Source organism: Dechloromonas aromatica RCB (assembly GCF_000012425.1).
On record NC_007298.1, the window covers coordinates 4,128,901 to 4,151,779 of the forward strand.

Here is a 22,879-nt window from a genome sequence, read left to right on the forward strand (position 1 = left end):
CTTGATAGCGCGATTGAGTGGAAGTCGTTCTTCGCCGGATGGGTAAAGTCAGAGGATTTCTCACGTTCCGGCGGGTTACCTGGCGCCTGAAATCTGTCTGGAGCGACTTGATGAACTCAGTTTAGGTTTGGCTGAAAAATAGCTCCAATAAATTGATTGCATTTGTCCGATAGCTTTATTCCATAGATGGACTTTAGGGCTGCTTTCGAAAGAGCCCGTTTTGCCAAGAGAAATAGCTGTGCATTTGATTTCAGGTCAGGCGCATGGTTTCAGTTGCATGGATCGGCCGCAGCGGCCCGTCTGTTAGCCACACGTTCAGGATTAGTGCCTGCAGGCCAGTGAACAGCCTGTCGGACAAGGGGAGAAGGGCGCCCGTCAGATGGACTCAGGTTTCACAACGAAAGCCGCCTGATCTGATGAATGGAAATGCCAACTGACGCTATTCGCCGCTGGCTCGGACTTTATTGTTCTGTCTCAGACTTAATTGGCACCGAAGATACTTTTGTCGCGAAACTTTTTTCAGCCTTAGCACTCTTATGCAGCGAGTGCTAAAATGAAGTTGTACCTTGAAGGAGGAAATTACGCTATGACCTACGCCTTGGCGCTTCCCATCCCCTCGTCCGTCGGGAATATCGATGCCTATATTCAGGCAGCGAACCGTTATCCGATGCTGACCGAGGCCGAGGAGTCCCGGCTGGCCGAGCGTCTCCACAATGATGGCGATGTGGAGGCCGCGCGTCAGCTTGTGCTCTCCCATTTACGTCTCGTCATCTCCATTGCCCGTGGCTATCTGGGTTACGGTCTGCCGCATGCCGATCTGATTCAGGAAGGCAACATCGGCCTGATGAAGGCGGTCAAGCGCTTCGACCCGTCGCGCGGTGTGCGTCTGGTCTCGTTTGCCATGCACTGGATCAAGGCCGAGATTCATGAGTACATCCTGAAAAACTGGCGCCTCGTCAAAGTCGCGACCACCAAGGCCCAGCGCAAGCTGTTCTTCAATCTGCGCAGCATGAAGAGCGGCTACGAAGGCATCGATACGCTGTCCGGCACACAAGCGGCCGAAGTTGCGGCTCGCCTGGGCGTCAAGCAGGACGAAGTCGTCGAGATGGAAACCCGCTTGTCCGGTCGCGACATCGCGCTGGATGGCAATCCGGACGATGGCGAAGAAGCATTTGCCCCGATCGACTATCTGGCCGACTCGCGCTACGAACCGACCCGCGTGCTGGAAAACAAGGCCATCGCCCGCCTGCAGGACGAAGGCCTGCACGAAGCGCTCGAAGCACTCGACCCGCGCAGCCGCCGCATCATCGAAGCACGCTGGCTGCACGATGGCGAAACGGCCACGCTGCATGATCTGGCGGACGAATTCGACGTTTCCGCCGAGCGGATTCGCCAGATCGAGGTCAAGGCGCTGCAAAAGATGCGCGGCGTACTCGCTACGGCCTGACAGCAACTCGTTACCAACAGAAAGGGGAGCCGAGGCTCCCCTTTGTTTTTCCAGGCTGTCCGCTCTGTTCTTTTTCCTGGCTGCGGTTTGCTGCCCATGTATTCTTTAGCTTCCGGCGCCTGATCGACCGCCGTAACGCCAAGATTCGAACATCATTTGGCTTCGGGCTGAGCCATGGCGGCAGCCGTCGAAGTCGGGTTATTGATGCGCAACCCGAAGGAAAAGACCTCCTTCGAGCAGACATCGATACAACGACCGCAATTGGTGCAACTCGGTGCCAGAATGACCGGGCCAACGCCCTTATCCTCCCCCTTCAGGGCGGGACGAATCACCTGCGGCTCAGGGCAGACCTCGAAACAATCCATGCAATCGTTGCATGCCGTGCGCTTCGCGGCCGAGACACGCAACGGGCTCCAGCGGCCAATCAGGCTGTAGAAAGCACCAACCGGGCAAAGGCGGCCGCACCAGGCACGATTCATCACGAACAGGTCGAACAGGAAAATGGCGATGACGATCATCCATGCCGAGCCAAGGCCGAAGATCAGCCCACGATGCAGCATCGAGACCGGATTGATCAGCTCCCACAGCACCACACCGGTCAGCGCCGAACCGAGCAGGGTCATGCCGAGTATCCAGTAGCGCGTGCGAGCCGACAGGCTGCCAGCACCCTTGATCCCCAGACGGTCACGCAGCCAGCCCGCCGCGTCGGTCACGACGTTAACCGGGCAAACCCAGCTGCAATAGACCCGCCCACCAACCAAAAAATAGAAAACCAAGGCAATGGCGACGCCGATCAGGCCCTGTTTTTCCGGCACATGACCAGTCATCAGCGATTGCAGCGCAACGTAGGGATCGGTCAGCGGCAAGAAATTCAGCGTATAGCTGTAGTTGAGGTTGCCCTTGACGATCCAGATGCCGGCGAGCGGGCCGAGCAGGAACAGGGCAAGGATACCGAACTGCGACAGACGACGCAGGATTAGCCACTTGTGGGCGCGCAACCAGCCCTTTTCCTCGACGGCTTCGGCGCCAATGCGCTTCTTGTTGCCCATCTGGCTCATGGCTTACCCCCCAGCCCGGGCGGATGGCTCGGAATGACGCCCGCCTCGCTGCCGGCCACGCCACGCATCGTTTCGGTGTGACCGGAGGCCGGATCGTAGTGACCAGGCAACACCGTACCTTCGGGCATCCGATCCGGCAGATCGATCATCTTGGATTCATCGATCAACGAATGGCCTGCCTTCTTCTGCTCTTCCCAGCCGACACGGTAGTGGTGACCGAGTTCGCCCTTGGCCAGCTTGGGCGGCAGGACACGAATGGCCGCTTCTTCGAGCACACACGATTTCTCGCACTTGCCGCAACCGGTGCAAAACTCGGAATGCACGGTGGGCAGGAACATGGCGTGGCGACCAGTCCGCGTATTGGGCTGCATGTCGAGCGTGATCGCCTTGTCGATGACCGGGCAGACGCGATAGCAGACGTCACAACGCAGGCCGAGGAAATTCAGGCAGGTTTCGTGGTCAATCAGCACCGCCACGCCCATCTTGGCCTTGTTGATGTCGGTCAGCTCATGGTCCAGCGCCTTGGTCGGGCAGGCCTTGATGCAGGGGATGTCGTCGCACATCTCGCACGGGATGTTCCGCGCACTGAAATACGGCGTGCCGGTCGCAACCGGAGCCTCCGGTTTGGCCAGAGACAGCGTGTTGTAGGGGCAGTCGCGGACACACAGGCCGCAGCGGATGCAGGCGCCGAGGAAACCATCCTCGGGCAGGGCACCCGGTGGCCGCAGGGCAAGGGCCGGCAAGGCCTTCGATTGCTTGGCATAAAGCCCCAGGCCAAGACCCAGCATGCCAACGCCGCACGCCATGCGGGCGGTATCGAACATGAACTGGCGGCGGGCTGCACTCGTTTTTGGGGAATCGCTTTTCATCTATCTCTCACAGATCGGTCAGGCCAGTCACGGGCGGGCCCCTTTCCCACCCGTTTCCGGCGCTCCCTGATTGCCTCGTTGATTCGGTTACGCCTTGGCCACCTCGTTGCGTGCCAGGCCGAGCTTCTTGGCATTGTCCGGATGCATGTACACCACGGCATCCGGTATTTCGGCGGCAGCATGAACTTCAACCCATGGCAGAAGCCGCCATTGCGCGGCCACTTGTTCGGCCTCCGCCGGCAATACGCCGCGGATCAGGCTGGAGATATTGCCCCCCGCAGAGACTTTCATGTCCATACAACGCCCAGTCAGTTTGATATCAGCTTGCGCAATCTACGCCCATAAGCCGGCGCTTCATTAGCGCAAATCAAAACAACAGGGATAGCCCTGAATTTCTTGCAGGTATGTTGACGGTAATCAAAGTCCAGGCAGAACTCGTCGCGCATTGGCGGCCGTGGCCAACATCACTTCGGCCCGACCGATGCCACGCAGGTCGGCAAAGACATCGGCGATACGGGCCAATTCAGCCGGCGAATTGCGGCCACCGTTCAGCCAGGCTGGGGGAATGTCCGGTGCGTCGGTTTCAAGGACGATGGATTCGAGCGGCAGGTTTTTCGCCAGATCGCGGATCCGCGTCGAACCGCTGAACGTCATCGCTCCACCAAAACCCAGCGCAAAGCCAAGCTTGATCAACTCATCGGCCTGCTGACGGCTACCGTTGAAGGCATGGGCGATGCCTCCGCGCACGCCGATGCGGCGTAGTTGCTTGAGGATGGGATCAACGGCGCGCCGCACATGCAGCAACACCGGAAGGTCGAATTCGCGCGCCAGTTTCAATTGCTCAACGAAAAAAAACTCCTGGCGCGCCGGATCGATGTCGCTGACAAAAAGGTCCAGCCCGATTTCACCCACAGCGACTGGCCGCTCCCGCGCCAGCCAGTCGCGCAGGATGCCAAGATCGCTCTCCCGGGCCGACATTACGACCATCGGGTGTATGCCGTAAGCGGCAACGCAACCGGGATAACGCTCGACCGCCGTCTTCGTCTTCTCGAAACCATCAACCGCCACCGCCGGCACGACAATACGCGCTACCCCCGCCGCCAGCGCCGCGGCATGCACCCGATCACGATCCGCATCAAACTCGGCCGCATCAAGGTGGCAATGGGTATCAATCAGCATCGCAGGAAGGGAAATTCCGGTTCGGGGCGGCGACCGCTGATCATTTCGGCCAGCGAGGCGGCCGAGCCGCAGGCCATCGTCCAGCCCAATGTGCCGTGGCCGGTATTCAACCACAGGTTGCGATAGCGGGTTTGGCCGATATAAGGCACGTTCGACGGGGTGGCCGGGCGCAAGCCGCACCACAAGGTCGGCTCGCCAACGATTTCCAGGCGAGGAAAAAGCTGACGCGTGCGGTCGATCAGCGCCTGACAGCGCACCGGATTGAGTTCGAGGTTGTAGCCATTGAATTCGGCGGTGCCGGCAATGCGCAGTCGATTGCCGAGCCGGGAAAAGACCAGCTTGCGCTCGTCGTCGGTCAGGCTGACCGTCGGCGCCAGGCTGGCTTCGGCCAGCGTCAGCGTCGCCGAATAGCCCTTGGCCGGATAGACCGGCAGGCCGACACCGATCGGCCTGAGCAACAAGGGCGAATAGCTACCGAGGGCGACCACATAAGCATCGGCCGTCAGCCGTTCCGGGCCACCTTCGCTGTGCTGCACCAGCACGCCGACAATCTCGCTGCCGCTGGTCGCGATTCGCTCGACAGTCAGACCATAACGAAAATCGACGCCGGCTGCTTTGGCGTGTTCGGCCAGGGCACAGGTAAATTTGTTGGCATCACCGGATTCATCCGAGCGCGTGTAGTCGCCACCGACCAGCAGATGGCGCGCACCAGACAAGGCCGGTTCGATTTCCAGGCACTTGTCGACATCGACCGTGTCGCGATCCAGACCGAACTGGCGCATGACGCGTGCTGCATCAAGCGCTGCCGAAAATTCGTCACGGTCGGTGTAGATGTGCAGGATGCCGCGTTCGAGATGATCGTATTGCAGCCCCAACTCTTCGCGCAGAGCCTGCAATCGGCCACGGCTGTAAAGTGCCATGGACACGATGGCGGCGATATTGCGCCGGACCCGGCCGGGGAAGCACTCACCGAGAAACCGCAACCCCCAGGCCAGTTGGGCCGGATCGGCCCGCCAGCGCCACAACAGCGGCGCATCTTCGCGACCGAGCCACTTCAGCACACGCGGCAGGACATGTGGATTGGCCCACGGCTCGGCATGCGACACCGAAATCTGGCCGCCGTTGGCGAAGCTGGTTTCATTGCCGGCCACCGGCTGGCGGTCGACGACCGTGACCTGATGCCCGGCCCGAGCGAGATACCACGCGCTCGTTGTGCCGACAACGCCGGCACCCAGCACGAGCACTCTCAAGTCTCGCCTCCCCTTTCACGGGTAATCCGGGTCACTTCCGGAATATGGCGCATGCCACGCATCACGGCGGCCAGGTGATTGCGGTGGGCAACCTGAATGGTGAAGCGGAGGGAAGTGAACAGACGCTCCGGGTCGGCATCCATCGAGACATGCTCGATATTCGAGCCGGCTTCGGCAATCGCCGAAGCGACTTGCGCCAAGACGCCCCGCGCATTCTTGACCTCGACCGTGATGCGAATATCGAACAGCTTGCCCTCTTCGGGCTCCCATTCGACATCGATCCACTTCTGCGGCTCGGACGAACGCGACTTGCGAATGGTCGGACAATCGTGGGTATGAATCACCAGGCCAGTGCCCTTCTTGATCGAACCGATGATCGGATCGCCCGGAATCGGCTGGCAGCAACGCGCCAACTGGATGGCCATGCCCTCGGTGCCGTGGATGGCCAGCGTCATGCTGCTCGGCGAATCGTGCGACATGTCTTCGCGGGCCAGCAGACGGCGGGCAACAACCGAAGGCAGACGCTTGCCGAGACCAATTTCGGTGTAAATCTCTTCCATCGACTTCTGGCCACCGGACTTGACCAGCTGATCCCAGGCGTCGGTCGGAATCGAAATCGGCACGACGCCGAGCGACAACAGCTCCTGGCGCAGCAGGCGCTCGCCGAGGCGGGCCGATTCCTCATTCTGCATGGTGCGCAGGAAATGGCGAATTTTGCTGCGAGCGCGGCCGGTCTTGACGTAGGTCAGCCAGACCGGATTGGGGCTGGCCTGCCCGGAGGTGATGATCTCGACCAGATCGCCGTTGTGCAATTCGCTCCGCAGCGGCGACAGCTCGTGATTGATCCGCACGGCCGAGCAATGATGACCGACGTCAGTGTGCACCGCGTAGGCAAAATCAACCACCGTCGCCCCGCGCGGCATGGCCATGATCTTGCCCTTGGGCGTAAAGACATAGACTTCATCGGGGAAGAGGTCGATCTTGACGTTCTCGAAGAACTCGGACGAATCGCTAGTCTGCATTTCGAGCAGCGACTGCAACCACTTGTGCGTCTTGATCTGCAGATCGGCGCTAGTTTCGTCCATGTCCTTGTACAGCCAGTGCGCCGCAACGCCTTCCTGCGCCACATGGTGCATTTCGCGGGTGCGAATCTGGACTTCGACCGGCGTACCGTAAGGACCGATCAGGGTCGTGTGCAAGGACTGGTAGCCATTGGCCTTGGGGATCGCAATGTAGTCCTTGAACTTGCCGGGAACCGGCTTGAAAAGGCTGTGCAAGGCGCCGAGTGCCAGATAGCAGGTCGGCACATTGTCGACAACCACCCGAAAACCGTAGATATCGAGCACCTGCGAAAACGACAGATGCTTGTCCTTCATCTTGCGAAAGATCGAATACAGGCTCTTTTCGCGGCCAAAAACCTCGGCCTTCAAGCCGGCATGGCGAAGTTTGTCCTGAATGCCGTTGAGAATCTGGGTCAGCAATTCCCGGCGGTTACCACGTGCCGCACTGAGCGCCTTGGCCAGCACCTCGGCACGGTGCGGGTGGATCAGCTCGAACGACGTATCCTGCAACTCGCGGTAGAGCTTGTTCAGCCCCAGGCGCAGTGCAATCGGCGCGTAGATTTCCAGCGTTTCCCGGGCAATGCGGGCACGCTTGTCGGCGCGCATGGCCGACATTGTCGCCAGATTGTGCTGGCGGTCTGCGAGCTTGATCAGCACAACGCGCAAATCGCGCGCCATGGCCATCAGCATCTTGCGGAAATTCTCGGCCTGCGCCTCCTGATAGGAAGCGAACTCCATCTTGTCGAGCTTGGACAGGCCATCGACGAGTTCAGCCACTTCCTTGCCGAATTTTTCGGCCAGTTCGTGCTTGGTGGCGCCGGTATCTTCCAGCACATCGTGCAGAAGCGCAGCCGCCACCGCATCGGCATCCATCCGCCACTCGACGACCGCGCCAGCCACGGCCAGCGGGTGAGTGATGTAGGGCTCGCCGGACATGCGCCGCTGACTGGCGTGCGCACGGGCGGCGTAGGCATACGCCGCCTTGATTCTCTCTACATCAACGGGAGATAGGTATTCGAGACTATCGAGGAAGACCTGGTAAGCGGCTTCCTCATAAGCAGGCGGCTGAGTTGACGGTACGGAGCCCATCAGTCTTCACCGCCCCTGCTTTCAGGCCTGGCCGCGGTTCAGTACTTCCAGACCCACTTTGCCGGCGCCCATTTCCTTCAGCGCGACGACGGTCGGCTTGTGCTTTTCCGGATCGACCAGCGGGGTAGCGCCATTGGCCAGCTGGCGGGCACGGTGGGCGGCAGCCAGGGTCATCTGGAAGCGGTTCGGAATTCTTTTCAGGCAGTCATCAACGGTAACGCGGGCCATGGTAAAACCTCAAAAATCAGATCATTCTTTCAAACAGGGCGGCGTGACGCGCACGTTGCGCCCCGAAGCTCAGGCCGGATGCGCGAACAACTGCACGCAAATCATCCAGCGCCTGCGCTAGCTGGTCGTTAATAATAACATAGTCGAATTCCCCGACATGGCGCATTTCCGCCTGCGCTGCGGCAAGGCGACGGTCTATGACATCGGGGCTGTCGGTTCCGCGACCGGTCAGACGACGGGTCAATTCCTCCATCGAGGGCGGCAGGATGAAAACCCCGATCGCCTGCGGAAACAAGGCGCGAACCTGCTGGGCGCCCTGCCAGTCGATTTCAAGCAACACATCGCGACCGGCAGCCAGCTGGTCAGCAATCCATTTCTTCGATGTCCCGTAGAAATTGCCATGCACCTCTGCCCATTCAAGAAACTCCTGGCGGGCAATCATGGCGCGAAACTCCGGGGTCTCGACGAAGTGATATTCGCGCCCGTTCTGCTCGCCCGGTCGCGGATGCCGCGTCGTGTAGGAAATGGAAAGATTAACGCTCGATTCCTGCTCCAGCAGCATGCGGACCAAGGTGGTCTTGCCGGCCCCCGACGGGGCTGCGACGACAAAGAGATTTCCTGCCATTCGTTCGTTCCTGAGCTAAGGGGCGCCTGGCGCCAAAGTCCGTTATTGTAGCGACCCCGGCGCCAACCAGTGTTCGAGTACGGCCTGCAGGCGCTCTGGGACGACCGGCTTGCCCAGATGGTCATTCATCCCGGCCGCCAGGCAACGCTCCCGGTCTTCGGCAAAGGCATTGGCGGTCAGCGCAATGATCGGTGTCGTCGCGTAACCCGGCAAGGCCCGTATGCGCCTGGTGGCCTCCAGACCATCCATGCCGGGCATCAGCAGGTCCATCAGAATCAGGTCGTAGGCCGTCGCCTGCACCTTGGCGATGGCCTGCTCGGCAGAATCGGCCAGATCGACCGGCACCCCCGTCATCTCTTCAACAAGAATGGCAGCCACCTCGCGATTCAGCGGATCATCCTCAACCAGCAGGATATGCGCCCTGCGCAAAGTCGAACCTGCAGCTGGCGCCCTCCCGGATTGCCCGGCCAAGCCCCCCGGCTCAGCGGAATTTGCCTTGCCAAAACGCGCCGTCAACCAGAAGGTGCTACCGACCCCCGCCTCACTGTCCACGCCCGCCTGACCTCCCATCAACTCTGCCAGACGCAGGGTAATCGCCAGGCCAAGCCCAGTGCCGCCGTATTTTCGGGTCGTCGAATTATCGGCCTGCTCAAAGGGGCGAAACAGCCGGGACAATACATCGCCGGCAATACCGATACCGGTATCCTGAACCTCAAAACGGACCAGCAGGGAATGCGCATCCTCTTCAAGCACCTCAGCCCGGAGCGTGATCGTGCCGGCCTCGGTAAACTTGATCGCATTGCCGACGTAGTTGAGCAAGGCCTGGCTCAGTCGCGTGCAATCGCCGACCAGTACCGGCGGCAAGGCGCCAACCATGGTTCTGAAAGCCAGGCCTTTGGACTGCGCCCGCTCTGCACACAAGCCGACCAGTCGCTCGACCACATCGACGACACGGAAAGGCTTGGCCTCCAGCACCAATTTGCCCGATTCAATTTTCGAGATATCGAGCACATCGTTGATGATCGCCAGCAGGTGCTCCGCCGAGCCCATGATCTTGTCGAGACGGTCCGCCTGCTTCGGCGTAACGCCATCGCGCCGAAGCAAATGGGCAAAGCCGACAATTGCATTCATCGGCGTCCTTATCTCGTGGCTCATGTTGGCAAGGAAAGCGCTCTTGGCACGATTGGCCAACTCAGCGGCATCCTTTGCCCCCTCCAGTTGCGCCGTGCGCTCCCGCACAAGATCTTCCAGATGCTGACGATAGGTTTCCAGTTCCCTGGCATTGCGCTTCGGCTCGTCGATATCGGCGATCAGGCCAACCAGTCCGACGAATTTCCCCTGCTCGTCAAGCAGACGCCGACCACACAGGAAGCCCCAGAAAACCGTGCCGTCACGCTTGACGTATTCCCGCTCCAGACGGACGAAGGGAATCTCGCTGGCCATCAGCTTCAGCATTCTCTCCCGCCCGAATTCCCTCTCCGCCGGATGAATCAGCGATACATACTCGCTACCGACCAACTCGGCCAGCGGCACATCCCACATTGTCGCCATCCGTTCATTAGCCAGCACGATTTTTCCGGCCGGATCGACCAGAAAAATTGCGCCATCCGACGTATCGAAAATGGTCCGCAGCATTCGCTCGCGCTCACCGAGCCTGCTGGCATAACCGTGCAGCAGGTAGACAGTCCCGCCACTGAGTGCCAGAAACAGCGCCAGCATGGCCAAGACCCCATACAACTGGTGATGCCAGGGGGCAAGATAGGAGTCCTCCGGCACACCGATATTGATGTAGAACCGGTAGTCCGAATTGAAGCGGTAGGCATGCAGACGATGAACGCCATCAAGACTGGTCGCCCCTGAGAAATAAACGCCAGCCCCAGGATCAGCCGCCAGCGCACGCTGAAAATCTTGCGAAATCTTCGTCGAGCCGTATTCTGCGACCGCCTCGTCCCAAGGCACCCGGGCCAGCAAGGAAAGATCAGCGGCCCGCATGGCAACCGATCCACGCGGCCCCATCTGAAGCGCCGTGAATTGATGGGTAAAGTTATCCAGTCCGACACTGGCCAGGGCAATTCCGGAAAAATGGCCGCCAACATCGGGCAAGCGGCGCGCCAGAATGATCGCCCATTTGCCACTGATCCGCCCGCGTATCGGCTTCGAGATCAGCAGACCAGCCGCGGGGTCGTCCCGCAATTGCCTGAAATATTCGCGGTCGTCGATCATGGCGTTCGACCCCGTTCCGCCATCGGTACCCAGGATAACCTCCCCGGCTGCATTGGCAATCCGCAGCGCCACCAAGGGCTTGAGCCGATCACGCTGGCGAGCCAGGAAGCGGTCCACCGTCACCGCATCGACCGCCTTTTTTTCTTTCAACCCCGCATACTCGTCAATAGCGACGCGCAGGATGAGATCAACCTTTTCCAGATTGGCCGCGATATCGCGCTCAAGCAACATCGATAGATTCTCGACTTCAAGCAGCGTCCGTTGCTTTTGCTGCTCGAAACTGGCGCGCACGAAATAGGCAACCAGCGCCACGACCGATAAAACGACAATCAACCAGCCGATCACAAACCGCCGGGTAAGTGCCGTGGCGGATAGCGACGAAAACCGGCTGGCTAGTTGCATATCTGCCGGTTTATTCGAGGTGGATCTAAATCAGTAGTAGCAGGCACAAAGGCCCACAACTACTGATTTTTCGTTATTCGATATTTGGCGGGGGTACACGCACGGGTACACGCTTTTCATGGGCTTACCTGATACGTTGTGATGCAATTAATTATATCCGCCAGTTGATCTACAAGACGACATACCGCCAAAAGAGCAGTCAGGGTTTATTCAAAGGTAATTTTTCACTTTGCCACATCAAGCTGTTTTCGACGACTGAAAAACTGTCGGAAAATCTTACAGAACCAACCCCAGCAACCGCACTCGTAAATTATCAAATAAATTAAATCAATTATATAGGGATTGAGTCGTTTTTATGGCCCGCTTATTGCTTGCCTTAGTAGGCGATATATTCTAAATTTTCAAGGGGAATAATAATGAAATCTGCGACGCGTAAGTTTGCTTTAGTAGTTGCCGCATGCTGCATGTCTTTGGGAGCGCAAGCTAACGTTCTTAGAAGTATCATCTCCGAGGATGCCCCCGGGACCAATGGCGCATGGTCGTTCGGAACGATATTCACGGTTGGCGCGAATAACCTTAATGTCACATCATTAGGTGCCTACGATTTCGCGGGTGACGGCTTCACTACTGGACAAATCAAAGTCGGAATATTCGACGAGATTTCTAGCGCGTTGCTGGTATCGACAAACGTCCTGTCCAGCGATCCTCTTCTAGGTTTGTACCGTTATTCGTCCGTCAACATTGACCTGCTAGCGGGTCACCAATACAGGTTAGTTGCCGATAGCGGTTCCGATCTTTACATTCAGGGAAATGGCACTTGGACTTACTCTGGTGATGTTACCCTCAACGGCTATGGATACTGCTCAGGAACCTCCCTGACGAAATGCAACTCCAATACTGAAGGTGATTATGGCATGGCGAACCTTCAATACAATGTTGGAATACAATCCGTGCCTGAACCGGCCAGCCTTGCCCTTCTTGGCCTTGGCCTCGTTGGTCTGGTTCCCTCCCGCCGTCGCAAGACCGCCTAAGCAAGCTGTACTCAGTACTGAACCCGCCTTCGTGGCGGGTTTTTCGTTTCTAGTATTGCGAATACAGATTGCGACTAGTCGAACTTGTCAGCCATCCGGTTCCTGGCCTCAAGCCGACCCTCGAATAGCCCAAGGCGTTTCGCCATCCCAGACAGGGAAGCACTGACGAAAGCATCATGCTCTGCCCTCAGTCGCTCGAAGGTGCACCAGAGCCCCCCTTTGGGCTTCCAGCCGTTGCCATTCAATATCCCCGCCCCATTGAAGCCGTACCCTGATTTTGTCCGCCCGTCGTGCGGCTCGGTCATCATCTGTTTCCCGCTGGCATTAGTGGTTCAGCTTGTGACAGCGCCGACAGGCAAACATGCAGCCACCGTACAGGATCGCCACCCGTCGCCCACATCCAACGGCAGGGCAGATACCTGTCCCTGAATAAGCGGCACTCATGGACTTGTACTTGGTTACCTCTTTTCGGCCAATAATTTGGCCTCCATATTCAGACCAAAGAAATGAACCATAGCGGCTTCTGAGGGTGTCTTGCGATGTTCTGCAACAGGCTGAAACGTCACTCCAAATTTTGGATCTGTTCGCGCATCTGTTCGATCAGCAGCTTGAGATCCATCGACGCCTGTGAAACCTCGGTAATTGCCGACTTGGAGCCCAGGGTATTGGCTTCACGATTGAGTTCCTGCATCAGGAAATCGAGGCGCTTGCCACAGGCGCCCCCCTGCTTCAGCACCCTCTCGACTTCATCGAGGTGGGTAGTCAGCCGTGAAAGCTCTTCGGCGACATCGATTCGGGTCGCGAAAACGGCCACTTCCTGCAGGATGCGATCGTCACTGGCGTTGCCCAGCGCTTCGGTCAAACGTTGACGCAGCTTGTCGGTGAATATCGCCTGGGCTTCAGGAATACGGGGTGCCACCCGGCGCACGATGTCGCGCATGCCATTGACGCGCTCGACGATCATCGCCGCCAGCTTGTCGCCTTCGCGCCCCCGACTGGCGGTAAATTCATCGAGCACCTCGCGCGCCAGCGCCATGACGACCGGTCCAAAAGCAGCGAAATCGACGCTTTGGTCGCCGAACATGCCTGGCCAGCGCAGGGTTTCGTTGACCGATAGCGGGCTGGCATCGGGCATTTCATGCCGCACACGCTCGCTCAGCAGCTTCAGTGACGCGAGCAGTTCGCCATTGAGTTGCAGCTGATCGGCACGGGCCGCCGAGGCATTGAAAGAGAGTCGGCATTCCACTTTGCCGCGTGATAATCTCGCGGCCAGCAATTCACGCAGGGGCATTTCCAGCGAGCGCAATTCATCACTGACGCGGAAATGAAAATCGAGATAGCGGGAATTGACGCTTTTAAGCTCAAGTTGCAGTGTTCCGCGCTCAATATCGCGCGTTTTAACGGCATAACCAGTCATACTACAGATCATGATCAGGGGTTCTCCACCTTTACAGGCCGGACAACACGCCCGAAAATGCCTGAAATTGCATCATAACCGCGAGATCCATGGCGCAACAAGCCAATCAGGCCTTACCTAACGGCCACCCGCTCGAAGAGTACATAATTGACCGCCAGCTTTCGCTCGGCGGCTTTTCCATTGTGTATCTCGCCACGGATCCCGAGGGCCGCCAAGTCGCGATCAAGGAATACCTGCCCAATAGCCTCGCGCTGCGCAGCAAGGGTGAAATCAAGCCAGTCATCACTGCGGAACATCTCGGTGCCTTCCGCTATGGCATGAAGTGCTTCTTCGAGGAAGGCCGCGCCCTGGCCCGCCTGTCTCACCCCAACGTGATCCGCGTGTTGAATTTTTTCCGCGCCAACGACACTGTCTATATGGTGATGGAGTACGAACACGGCCGGACGCTGCAAGAATTCATCCAGAAACACCAGGGGCACATTTCCGAACGCTTCATCCGCGGCGTCTTCACCCGCCTGTTGAACGGTCTGCGCGAAGTCCATTCGAACAAGCTGCTGCATCTTGACCTGAAACCGTCGAACATTTACCTGCGGGGCGACAATACGCCGGTGCTGATCGACTTCGGCGCCGCGCGCCAGACCCTGGTCACCGACCAGCCGATTCTCAAGCCGATGTACACGCCTGGCTTCGCTTCACCGGAACACTATGGCAACCGCAAGGACCTCGGACCGTGGAGTGACATCTACAGCGTCGGCGCCTCGATGTATGCCTGCCTGGCTGGCGTCGCACCGCAAGCGGCCGATGCCCGCATGAAAAAAGACACCCTCCCCCCCGCCATGATGCGCTGGGACGGCCAGTACTCCGATCGCCTGCTGGAGATCATCGACTGGTGCCTCAACCTGAACCACCTTTACCGTCCGCAAAGCGTCTTTGCCCTGCAGAAGGCGCTCGTTGAAACGATTACGCCACCACGCCCGAAGGCCAATCCTAGTTGGCTGGGCCGCTTTGTCGAAAAACTCAGGAAGCCGATTTAATGAGATTCACCATCTATCAGGAAAGTCGCCAAGGCGGCCGCTCCAACAACGAGGACCGCACGACCTACTGCTACTCCCGCGACGCCCTGCTGATGGTTGTTGCCGACGGCATGGGTGGCCATCACTATGGTGAAATCGCAGCTCAGATCGCCGTCCAGACGCTGGCTGACGCCTTTCAGCGTGAAGCCCGGCCGCTACTCAACGATCCCTTCCGTTTTCTGCAGAAGGGCATGACCAATGCGCACCACGCCATTCTCGATTACACGGCTCGCCACCGCCTGAAAGACACCCCGCGCACCACCTGTGTCGCCTGCGTCATTCAGGACAACGTGGCCTACTGGGCACATGCCGGTGACTCCCGCCTGTTCATGATGCGTGACGGCCGGGTCATCGCCCAGACCAAGGACCATTCGCGCATTCGCCTGCTCGTCGAAGAAGGCATGATCACCGAGGCTCAGGCTGCCTTCCACCCTGACCGCAACAAGATCTACAGCTGCCTGGGCAGCCCGACGCCGCCGGAGATCGAATTTTCACGCAAGACACCGCTCGATCACGGCGACATCCTCCTGCTCTGCTCGGATGGCCTGTGGGGTGAAATGTCCGGCGACATGATGGCCGTCGCCCTGAAAGGCACCAACCTGCTGCAAGCCGTGCCGATGGTGCTCAACCAGGCGGAACTCAAGGGCGGCGCCCATGGCGACAACCTGTCGGTCGTCGCCGTGCGTTGGGAAGACACTTACGTCGAAGAGGCGAGCAGCGCCATCTCGACCCAGACCATGAGCCAGGACGAAGTGACGACCCGCCTTGAGGAATTCGGCCGCAACCCGGCCTACAAGAGCGAACTGAGCGACGACGAAATCGAGGATGCGATCGAGGAAATCCGCTCCGCCATCGAAAAATATTCACCCCCGAAAAAATAAGGATTACCCAATGCGCCCCAGCCAACGCCAGCCGGACCAGCTTCGTACCGTCCGCATCACCCGCAATTTCACGCGCCACGCCGAAGGCTCGGTGCTGATCGAAATGGGTGATACCCGCGTGCTATGCACGGCCAGCGTCGAAGAAAATGTGCCGCCCTTCCTGCGCGGCAAGGGCCAGGGCTGGGTCACGGCCGAATACGGCATGCTGCCGCGTGCCACGCACACCCGCTCTTCTCGCGAAGCCGCCAAGGGCAAGCAGACCGGCCGGACGCAGGAAATCCAGCGCCTGATCGGCCGCGCCCTGCGCTCGGTCATTGACCTGAAAGCCCTTGGTGAGCGCCAGATCACGCTCGACTGCGACGTCCTGCAGGCCGATGGCGGCACCCGCTGCGCCTCGATCACCGGCGCCTGGGTTGCCCTCTACGAAGCCTGCGACAAGCTGGTCCAGGCCGGCAAGCTGCCCGCCAACCCGGTGCGCGACCATGTCGCAGCCATTTCGGTCGGCATCTACAAAGGCGCACCGGTCCTCGACCTCGACTACCCGGAGGACTCCGACTGCGACACCGACATGAACGTCGTGATGACCGGCGCCGGTGGCATTGTCGAAATACAGGGCACCGCCGAAGGCGAGCCATTCACCCGTGAGCAGATGAGCGTACTGGTCGACCTGGCCACACTCGGTGTTCGCCACCTTGTCGCCGCCCAGCAATCCGCCCTCGCCGCATGAAAAAGCTCGTCCTCGCCTCCAACAACGCCAAGAAAATGAAGGAGCTCAACGCCCTTCTGGCGCCGCTCGGCTTCGAAGTCATCCCGCAAGGCCAACTCGGCATTCCCGAGGCTGAAGAGCCGCACTGCACCTTTGTCGAGAATGCACTGGCCAAGGCCCGCCATGCCGCCGAACATAGCGGCCTGCCGGCGCTGGCCGACGATTCCGGTCTCTGCGTCGAAGCGCTGCACGGCGCCCCCGGCGTGCTCTCCGCCCGCTATGCCGGCGACCCGAAATCGGATGCCCGCAACAACGAGAAGCTGCTCGCCCACCTGAAGGGGCAAAGCAACCGCAAGGCACATTTCTACTGCGTACTGGTGCTGGTTCGTGCGGCCAACGACCCGCAGCCGATCATTGCCGAAGGCGAATGGCACGGCGAAATTCTCGAGGCACAACGTGGCGCCGATGGTTTCGGTTACGATCCGCTGTTCTTCGTGCCCAGCCAGAACCAGACTGCGGCCGAACTCGATAGCGAGGTCAAGAACCAGCTGTCGCACCGCGGCCGGGCCATGCAAAAACTGATCGAACGACTGCCGACACTCTAGGTCGAAATACGCTGTCACTCCCGCGCAGGCGGGAGCCTTGGGATCCCCCTTCCGGACGCCCCCCTCCGAATTCATCAGGCTCTATGGCACGCACCATTCCTATCTTCGCCGCCGGCAAGACACCCTCCGTTTCCTCATCATTGGAGTTCCGCGTCTCGCCGCCACTCGCCCTTTATGTGCACGTGCCGTGGTGCGTCCAGAAGTGCCCGTATTGCGACTTCAATTCGCACGAGGCCAACGGGACGATCCCTGAACGTGAATATGTCGATGCGCTGATCGCTGACCTGCAATCTGCCCTGCCGCTGATCTGGGGCCGGCCGGTGGTCAGTGTCTTTTTTGGGGGTGGCACACCCAGCCTGCTGTCGCCGGCGGCGGTCGACGAACTGATCGCCACCTTCCGGGCGCTGGCCATGCTGGCGCCGGATGCCGAAATCACGCTGGAAGCAAACCCGGGAACGGTCGAGGCGGAGAAGTTCGCCGGCTTCCGCTCCGCCGGCGTCAATCGCCTGTCTCTGGGCATTCAGAGCTTCAACGATGAACACCTGCAAGCGCTCGGCCGCATCCACGGCGCCGAAGAGGCCAAGCGCGCGGCACAACTGGCCGGCGAGCATTTTGACTCGTTCAACCTCGACCTGATGTACGGCCTGCCGGGGCAAACGCACGAACAAGCGCTCTCTGATGTTGAAACCGCGCTGAGCTTTTCCCCTTCACATCTGTCCTGCTACCAGCTGACGCTGGAGCCGAATACCCGCTTCGCCGCCTTCCCACCGGAACTGCCGGAGAGTGATATCTGCGCCGACATGCAGGAAAGCATCGAAGCTCGCCTGGCTGCTGCCGGTTTCAGCAATTACGAAACCTCGGCCTTTGCCCAACGCGGCAAGCAGTGCAAGCACAACCTCAATTACTGGTATTTCGGTGATTATCTTGGCATCGGCGCTGGCGCCCACTCCAAGCTGACCTTGCATGACCGGGTACTGCGCCAGATGCGCTGGAAACACCCGAAGGCCTACCTGGAAAATATCCGCAGCGGCCACGCAGTGCAGGAAGACAATCAGGTTGAAGTGGCCAGCCTGCCCTTCGAATTCATGATGAATGCGCTGCGCCTGGCCGACGGCTTCCACCCGTCCCTGTTCGAAGCGCGCACTGCCCAGTCGCTGAACCGCGTCCTGCCGCAAATGAAAGCCGCAGAATCCGACGGACTGCTGATCGTCGGCCCGGAAAAAATTGCGCCGACCGCGAAGGGCCGGCGCTTTCTGAACGTGTTGCTAGAACGTTTTCTCTAGCATTCGGGGCGAATACCGCCCCCTGTCTTTAGCGCGGAACCTCGGCGACAAAAATCTCGACCCGCCGGTTCTTGGCCCGCCCGGCCGGCGTGGAATTATCGGCAATCGGCTCATGCGAACCGCGGCCATCAATACTGATCCGGTTGCTTGCCACCCCGCGCGAAGCCAGGTAATCGCGGGTCGCCGCTGCGCGGTTGACCGACAAGGGATTGTTGATCGCATCGCCTCCGACGTTGTCGGTATGCCCGACGATGCGCACATGGGTCACCGGATTCTGGATCAGCGTCGAGGCAAAACGATCAAGCACGGCATGCAGTGCGGGGTTTATGTCGTAATGACCGGAATCGAAGGACAGGTCGCTGGGGATATCCAGCTTGAGCTGATTGTCGGCCGTCTGGGTGACGCCGATACCAGTACCCTGGGTCGCCTGCTCCATTGCCGCTTTCTGTTCCTGCATGTGCCGCGACCACAGGTAGCCACCACCGGCGCCAAGCGCAGCACCGACAGCTGCACCGGTCGCTGCGCTCCTGCCTTTGTTACCACCAGCCGTCACCGTTCCGAGAAGCGCACCTGCCACCGCGCCGACTGCCGCGCCCGTTGCTGTCGTCCGCTGCGACTCGTCCATGTTGGCGCAGCCCGACAGGCTGCCACCAAAAACGGCAAACGCGACCAACTTCGCCAAGATGTTTTTCATGTACGACGCTCCTCGAAATACAGCAATTGAGTACTCAGCCTAGGTCAGTCCAAGCGATAGCGCAAACTGACCCAGCCGAGAACGAGAGCGCAGGCTCAGCCGAAGAGGCCGCCTTTTTTCAGCATGTCCAACCCCTGGGCCAGAAGATCACCACCTTCGGGGACTTGACCATTCGGGGTCAGCTTGTCGACCACCTGTGGCAGCAGATCGGCCAGACCACCGGAAGCCTGTTCCGTTGAAACGCCCAACTGGGCGGCAATTTCCTGCAGCTTGCCGCCACCAAGGACAGCCTGAATCTGTTCGGCCGAAATCGGCAGATTCTGGCCCGTGGACACCCATGAATTGACGATATTGCCCAGGCCGCCCTGCTGGAAGGACTGGACAAGCCCGCCCAGACCACCGGTCTGCGGGTTGTTGATCAGCTGCATAACGATGTTCAGCAGCGGGCTTTCACCACCAGATTGCCCGCCCGCCAAGGCACCAACGACCGAATCAAGAAGACCCATGATTTTCTCTCCACAAGGAATTAGATTGGGCCATCCTAATCCATCGGCATGACGGCGATTGTGAATATTTGCGAAAGGCTGCCTGCTACGCCGCCAGCTTCTTCTGCGCAGCCGATGCCTCTTCACGCACCCGTTTGGCTTCGTCGAGCAGATAGCGCTGATAGTCTTCCAGATCACCGTCGAACGGCGCAACACCGCCCTTGGAAACCAGCCAGAACTCGTCGCAGACCGAGCGCAGCAGGGCGCGGTCGTGGCTGACCAGCATGACGGTGCCTTCGAATTCGTTGAGCGCGACGGCCAGCGCTTCGCGCGTGTTGAGGTCGAGGTGGTTGGTCGGTTCGTCGAGCAGCAGCAGGTTGGGGCGCTGCCAGACCAGCATGCACAGCACCAGGCGCGCCTTTTCGCCGCCGCTCATGGTGCCGACCGCCTGCTTGACCATCTCGCCGCCGAAATTGAAGGTGCCGAGGAAATTTCGCAGTTCCTGTTCGCGTCCCGGCACGTTGCTGCGGCCGGCAGCGATGGCTTCCTTGGCCAGGCGCACCATGTGTTCGAGCGGCGTGTCCTGCGGGCGCAGCACGTCAAGCTCCTGCTGGGCGAAGTAGCCGATGTTCAGGCCCTTGCCCTCGGTGACATCGCCGCTGATCGCCTGGAGGTCGCGGGCGATGGTCTTGACCAGCGTCGACTTGCCCTGGCCGTTGGCGCCGAGGATGCCGATGCGCTGGCCGGCCATGACCGACCGGTTGATGCCGCGGACGATGACGGTCGGCGGCGTGCCGGCCGGCGCTTCTTCCGCCGGCGGGTAGCCGATGGTGACGTCCATCATCGACAGCATCGGGTTGGGCAGGTTCTGCGGCTCCTGGAACTCGAAGGTGAATTCGGCGTCGGCCAGCACCGGCGCGATCTTTTCCATGCGGTCGAGCGCCTTGACTCGGCTCTGGGCCTGCTTGGCCTTGCTGGCCTTGGCCTTGAAGCGGTTGATGAAGGATTGCAGGTGTGCGATCTTCTCGGCCTGCTTCGCCATCGTCGCCTGCTGGAGCAGCATCTGCTCGGCGCGCATGTCTTCGAACTTGCTGTAATTGCCGCCGTAACGGACCAGCTTGGCGTTGTCGATATGCAGCGTGACCTGGGTGATGGCGTCGAGGAATTCGCGGTCGTGGCTGATCATGACCAGCGTGCCCTGGTAACGCTTGAGCCACGCTTCGAGCCAGACCAGCGCGTCCAAGTCCAAGTGGTTGGTCGGTTCGTCGAGCAGCAGGATATCGGACGGGCACATCAGGGCGCGGGCCAGTTGCAGGCGCATGCGCCAGCCGCCGGAGAAGCTGTTGACCGGGTTGTGCAGTTCGGACACCTTGAAACCGAGGCCGAGGATCAGCGACTGGGCGCGCGCTTCGGCGTCGTGCTCGCCAGCGTCGTTGAGCGCCATGTAGGCCTCGGCCATGCGCATGCCGTCGTCGCTGGCTTCGGCGTCGTGCACTTCGTTGCGGGCGGCGAGCAGCTTGGTGTCGCCGTCGATGACGAAATCGGTGGCCGACTGCTCGGTTTCCGGCATGTCCTGCGCCACCTGGCCCATCTGCCATTGCTTGGGAATCGAATAATCCCCGCCATCCTCATGCAGCGTGCCGTTGAGCAGTGCAAACAGCGTGGACTTGCCGGCACCATTGCGGCCAACCAGACCGACCTTTTCACCGGGATTGATGGTGACGGAGGCCTTGTCGAGCAGCACTTTCGAGCTGCGGCGCAGAGTGACGTTCTTGAGGATGATCATGGGGTATTCGTTTTCTTCAGAGGGTGGGCGCGAACGCCCGATCAGGCGATGATGTCGCCGTCGACGTAGAACCAGCAGCCATCTTCGCGAACAAAGCGGCTGATTTCGTGCAGTCGATGGCCACGTCCGTCAATCCGGTAGCGGGCGACGAATTCGACGGTGGCATGATTTTCATCCTGCAGCTGGTGGCGCTTGATCTCCAGCCCGAGCCACTTGGTGCCATCGTCTTCGGCCAGATCAAGATTAACCGGCCGGGTCGATGGGTGCCAGCTGGCCTGCAGGTAATCGTCCAGCCTCAGCACATAGGCACTGTAACGCGAGCGCATCAGCGCCTCGGCTGTGAGGGCAACTTCAGCCCCGGCGTGCAGTCGGCCGCAGCAATCGGCGTAACGCCTGCCGCTACCGCAGGGACAGGCGTCACTCGTTTTCACTTGGCTTCGACGACTTCGCCGCCGAGGGCTTCAACCAGTTGCGGCAGGAAGCGCGACAGTTCGCCGGTCATCAGCGCGAAATCGGCATCGAACTGCTCATCGGCGTGTTCGGCGCTTTTCTCGGCTTCTTCCTTGAGCAGATCAAGGAAAGCGAGGCGCTTGATTTCCATCTTTTCACCAAGCACGAAGGAAATGCGGTCGTCCCAGGTCAGGGCCAGCTTGGTCGGCATCTTGCCGCTGGCCAGGTGGGCCTTGATCTCGCCGCTGATTTCATCGCCCAGCGGGTGACGGACGTAACGCACAGCCGCTTTCTCTTCGCCGGCCGCCTTCAGTTCGCAGTCGCGGTCGATGGTAAAGCCAGCCGGGGCGTCGCCGCCGGCCAGCCAGTCGGCCATCGCCGCTTGCGGCGAAACCTGGGTGTGCAACATGGTCAGCGGGAAATCATCGAGACAGTGACGCAGATGCTCGATGACCTCCTCGGCCTTCGCAGGGCTGCCGGCATCGACGCAGAACCAGCCATTTTTCGGATCAAGCCAGACGTAAGTGGTGCGGCGGCGGGTAAAGGCGCGGGGCATCAGTTCTTCAGTGACGCGCTCGCGCAATTCCTTCAACTGCTTGCGACCGGGGGCATAGCCCTGCTGGGCTTCCATCAGCTCGGCCCGTTCCTTGACCTCTTCATTGACTACGGAAGAAGGCAGCAGGCGCTGCTCAACACTCAGGGCAATCATCCATTGCTGGCCAAGCGAGTAAACCAGCGCACCATCGCGGCGCGGCGATACCCAGCCACGGCTCATCGGCTGGTTGCTCGGGCACTTTACAAACGGCCCACGGGAGAGTTGTTCGTCAAATTTGGCGAGGTCGATGTTCCACGGCGTCGGCAGGCGATAAAGCTGGAGATTCTTGAACCACATGGCGTATTTCCCAAAAAACAGCCCGCTACCAATCGTCGGCGCGGGAGCAAAGAGCGAGAGTTTAACAGCCGGCCGGCTGCCTTGCCGGAATGCATCGCGACAAGGCACCTGAAGCCTGCCAGAAAAAAACCTCTGGCAACTTCGT

Annotated in this window: 22 protein-coding genes; 7 read left to right on the top strand and 15 right to left on the bottom strand. The window is 59.9% G+C overall.

Annotated features, from left to right (window positions below; all coding sequences use genetic code 11):
* Nucleotides 1-586 precede the first annotated feature (586 nt).
* On the top strand, nt 587-1,447 hold the full coding sequence (rpoH, locus tag DARO_RS19580) for an RNA polymerase sigma factor RpoH (protein WP_011289560.1): 861 nt from the start codon (nt 587-589) through the stop codon (nt 1,445-1,447).
* A 152-nt stretch (nt 1,448-1,599) separates the two neighbouring features.
* Here rpoH and napH read toward each other — a convergent pair whose 3' ends face one another.
* The 9 genes from napH to DARO_RS22015 form a co-directional block, all read right to left on the bottom strand.
* Nucleotides 1,600-2,505, bottom strand: a complete 906-nt coding sequence (gene napH, locus DARO_RS19585; protein WP_011289561.1) for a quinol dehydrogenase ferredoxin subunit NapH — start codon at nt 2,503-2,505, stop codon at nt 1,600-1,602.
* Nucleotides 2,502-3,374: a ferredoxin-type protein NapG gene (gene napG / locus DARO_RS19590; protein ID WP_011289562.1), complete on the bottom strand. Its 873-nt coding sequence runs from the start codon at nt 3,372-3,374 to the stop codon at nt 2,502-2,504. Before napG ends, napH begins: the two co-directional genes overlap by 4 nt.
* Before the next feature lie 87 nt (nt 3,375-3,461).
* Nucleotides 3,462-3,665: a molybdopterin-binding domain-containing protein gene (locus DARO_RS19595; RefSeq protein ID WP_198134076.1), complete on the bottom strand. Its 204-nt coding sequence runs from the start codon at nt 3,663-3,665 to the stop codon at nt 3,462-3,464.
* 126 nt (nt 3,666-3,791) lie between these two features.
* A complete protein-coding gene (locus DARO_RS19600; RefSeq protein WP_011289564.1) occupies nt 3,792-4,553 on the bottom strand; it encodes a TatD family hydrolase in 762 nt (253 codons plus the stop codon).
* The gene (locus tag DARO_RS19605; RefSeq protein ID WP_011289565.1) at nt 4,547-5,803 is read right to left on the bottom strand and encodes a D-amino acid dehydrogenase; all 1,257 of its coding nucleotides are present in this window, start codon (nt 5,801-5,803) and stop codon (nt 4,547-4,549) included. The genes DARO_RS19600 and DARO_RS19605 overlap by 7 nt, the downstream gene beginning before the upstream one ends.
* Nucleotides 5,800-7,953 (bottom strand): RelA/SpoT family protein, encoded by a 2,154-nt coding sequence (locus tag DARO_RS19610; protein ID WP_011289566.1) that lies wholly within the window; start codon nt 7,951-7,953, stop codon nt 5,800-5,802. The genes DARO_RS19605 and DARO_RS19610 overlap by 4 nt, the downstream gene beginning before the upstream one ends.
* Before the next feature lie 21 nt (nt 7,954-7,974).
* Entirely contained in the window at nt 7,975-8,181 is a 207-nt protein-coding gene (gene rpoZ / locus DARO_RS19615) for a DNA-directed RNA polymerase subunit omega (protein WP_011289567.1), read from the bottom strand.
* 16 nt (nt 8,182-8,197) lie between these two features.
* Complete coding sequence (gene gmk / locus DARO_RS19620; RefSeq protein WP_011289568.1) at nt 8,198-8,806, bottom strand: guanylate kinase; 609 nt, start codon at nt 8,804-8,806, stop codon at nt 8,198-8,200.
* Nucleotides 8,807-8,848: 42 nt separating this feature from the next.
* Nucleotides 8,849-11,431, bottom strand: a complete 2,583-nt coding sequence (locus DARO_RS22015) for a response regulator (RefSeq protein WP_011289569.1) — start codon at nt 11,429-11,431, stop codon at nt 8,849-8,851.
* 416 nt (nt 11,432-11,847) lie between these two features.
* Between DARO_RS22015 and DARO_RS19630 the strand changes: the two genes are divergently transcribed.
* Nucleotides 11,848-12,462, top strand: coding sequence for a PEP-CTERM sorting domain-containing protein (locus DARO_RS19630; protein WP_011289570.1), 615 nt, complete (start codon nt 11,848-11,850; stop codon nt 12,460-12,462).
* Nucleotides 12,463-13,024: 562 nt separating this feature from the next.
* On the opposite strand, the gene DARO_RS19640 is transcribed toward DARO_RS19630, so the two are convergent.
* Nucleotides 13,025-13,891 (bottom strand): YicC/YloC family endoribonuclease, encoded by an 867-nt coding sequence (locus DARO_RS19640; RefSeq protein ID WP_011289571.1) that lies wholly within the window; start codon nt 13,889-13,891, stop codon nt 13,025-13,027.
* A 77-nt stretch (nt 13,892-13,968) separates the two neighbouring features.
* Between DARO_RS19640 and DARO_RS19645 the strand changes: the two genes are divergently transcribed.
* The 5 genes from DARO_RS19645 (at nt 13,969) to hemW (ending at nt 18,427) form a co-directional block, all read left to right on the top strand.
* Complete coding sequence (locus DARO_RS19645) at nt 13,969-14,913, top strand: serine/threonine-protein kinase (protein WP_011289572.1); 945 nt, start codon at nt 13,969-13,971, stop codon at nt 14,911-14,913.
* Nucleotides 14,913-15,833 (top strand): PP2C family protein-serine/threonine phosphatase, encoded by a 921-nt coding sequence (locus DARO_RS19650; protein WP_011289573.1) that lies wholly within the window; start codon nt 14,913-14,915, stop codon nt 15,831-15,833. Before DARO_RS19645 ends, DARO_RS19650 begins: the two co-directional genes overlap by 1 nt.
* Nucleotides 15,834-15,843: 10 nt before the next feature.
* Nucleotides 15,844-16,560: a ribonuclease PH gene (gene rph, locus DARO_RS19655; protein WP_011289574.1), complete on the top strand. Its 717-nt coding sequence runs from the start codon at nt 15,844-15,846 to the stop codon at nt 16,558-16,560.
* A complete protein-coding gene (gene rdgB, locus DARO_RS19660; protein WP_011289575.1) occupies nt 16,557-17,144 on the top strand; it encodes an RdgB/HAM1 family non-canonical purine NTP pyrophosphatase in 588 nt (195 codons plus the stop codon). Before rph ends, rdgB begins: the two co-directional genes overlap by 4 nt.
* Nucleotides 17,145-17,227: 83 nt before the next feature.
* Entirely contained in the window at nt 17,228-18,427 is a 1,200-nt protein-coding gene (gene hemW / locus DARO_RS19665) for a radical SAM family heme chaperone HemW (RefSeq protein ID WP_011289576.1), read from the top strand.
* 28 nt (nt 18,428-18,455) lie between these two features.
* Here hemW and DARO_RS19670 read toward each other — a convergent pair whose 3' ends face one another.
* The 5 genes from DARO_RS19670 to DARO_RS19690 form a co-directional block, all read right to left on the bottom strand.
* Entirely contained in the window at nt 18,456-19,121 is a 666-nt protein-coding gene (locus DARO_RS19670) for a YiaD family glycine zipper/OmpA-like lipoprotein (RefSeq protein WP_011289577.1), read from the bottom strand.
* A 95-nt stretch (nt 19,122-19,216) separates the two neighbouring features.
* The gene (locus tag DARO_RS19675; RefSeq protein ID WP_011289578.1) at nt 19,217-19,627 is read right to left on the bottom strand and encodes a YidB family protein; all 411 of its coding nucleotides are present in this window, start codon (nt 19,625-19,627) and stop codon (nt 19,217-19,219) included.
* A gap of 85 nt (nt 19,628-19,712) precedes the next feature.
* Nucleotides 19,713-21,392 carry an ATP-binding cassette domain-containing protein gene (locus DARO_RS19680; protein ID WP_011289579.1) on the bottom strand — a complete coding sequence of 560 codons (1,680 nt, stop codon included), beginning with the start codon at nt 21,390-21,392 and terminating at the stop codon, nt 19,713-19,715.
* Nucleotides 21,393-21,433: 41 nt separating this feature from the next.
* On the bottom strand, nt 21,434-21,823 hold the full coding sequence (locus tag DARO_RS19685) for a YchJ family metal-binding protein (protein WP_011289580.1): 390 nt from the start codon (nt 21,821-21,823) through the stop codon (nt 21,434-21,436).
* Nucleotides 21,820-22,734, bottom strand: coding sequence for a recombination-associated protein RdgC (locus DARO_RS19690; protein ID WP_011289581.1), 915 nt, complete (start codon nt 22,732-22,734; stop codon nt 21,820-21,822). Before DARO_RS19690 ends, DARO_RS19685 begins: the two co-directional genes overlap by 4 nt.
* Between the last annotated feature and the right edge of the window lie 145 nt (nt 22,735-22,879).

Bases quoted from the DNA above. Each gene is read 5' to 3' on its own strand.
- rpoH (WP_011289560.1), top strand. From the start codon at position 587: ATGACCTACGCCTTGGCGCTTCCCATCCCCTCGTCCGTCGGGAATATC.
- napH (WP_011289561.1), bottom strand. From the start codon at position 2,505: ATGAGCCAGATGGGCAACAAGAAGCGCATTGGCGCCGAAGCCGTCGAG.
- napG (WP_011289562.1), bottom strand. From the start codon at position 3,374: ATGAAAAGCGATTCCCCAAAAACGAGTGCAGCCCGCCGCCAGTTCATG.
- DARO_RS19595 (WP_198134076.1), bottom strand. From the start codon at position 3,665: ATGAAAGTCTCTGCGGGGGGCAATATCTCCAGCCTGATCCGCGGCGTA.
- DARO_RS19600 (WP_011289564.1), bottom strand. From the start codon at position 4,553: ATGCTGATTGATACCCATTGCCACCTTGATGCGGCCGAGTTTGATGCG.
- DARO_RS19610 (WP_011289566.1), bottom strand. From the start codon at position 7,953: ATGGGCTCCGTACCGTCAACTCAGCCGCCTGCTTATGAGGAAGCCGCT.
- rpoZ (WP_011289567.1), bottom strand. From the start codon at position 8,181: ATGGCCCGCGTTACCGTTGATGACTGCCTGAAAAGAATTCCGAACCGC.
- gmk (WP_011289568.1), bottom strand. From the start codon at position 8,806: ATGGCAGGAAATCTCTTTGTCGTCGCAGCCCCGTCGGGGGCCGGCAAG.
- DARO_RS22015 (WP_011289569.1), bottom strand. From the start codon at position 11,431: ATGCAACTAGCCAGCCGGTTTTCGTCGCTATCCGCCACGGCACTTACC.
- DARO_RS19630 (WP_011289570.1), top strand. From the start codon at position 11,848: ATGAAATCTGCGACGCGTAAGTTTGCTTTAGTAGTTGCCGCATGCTGC.
- DARO_RS19640 (WP_011289571.1), bottom strand. From the start codon at position 13,891: ATGATCTGTAGTATGACTGGTTATGCCGTTAAAACGCGCGATATTGAG.
- DARO_RS19645 (WP_011289572.1), top strand. From the start codon at position 13,969: ATGGCGCAACAAGCCAATCAGGCCTTACCTAACGGCCACCCGCTCGAA.
- DARO_RS19650 (WP_011289573.1), top strand. From the start codon at position 14,913: ATGAGATTCACCATCTATCAGGAAAGTCGCCAAGGCGGCCGCTCCAAC.
- rph (WP_011289574.1), top strand. From the start codon at position 15,844: ATGCGCCCCAGCCAACGCCAGCCGGACCAGCTTCGTACCGTCCGCATC.
- rdgB (WP_011289575.1), top strand. From the start codon at position 16,557: ATGAAAAAGCTCGTCCTCGCCTCCAACAACGCCAAGAAAATGAAGGAG.
- hemW (WP_011289576.1), top strand. From the start codon at position 17,228: ATGGCACGCACCATTCCTATCTTCGCCGCCGGCAAGACACCCTCCGTT.
- DARO_RS19670 (WP_011289577.1), bottom strand. From the start codon at position 19,121: ATGAAAAACATCTTGGCGAAGTTGGTCGCGTTTGCCGTTTTTGGTGGC.
- DARO_RS19675 (WP_011289578.1), bottom strand. From the start codon at position 19,627: ATGGGTCTTCTTGATTCGGTCGTTGGTGCCTTGGCGGGCGGGCAATCT.
- DARO_RS19680 (WP_011289579.1), bottom strand. From the start codon at position 21,392: ATGATCATCCTCAAGAACGTCACTCTGCGCCGCAGCTCGAAAGTGCTG.
- DARO_RS19690 (WP_011289581.1), bottom strand. From the start codon at position 22,734: ATGTGGTTCAAGAATCTCCAGCTTTATCGCCTGCCGACGCCGTGGAAC.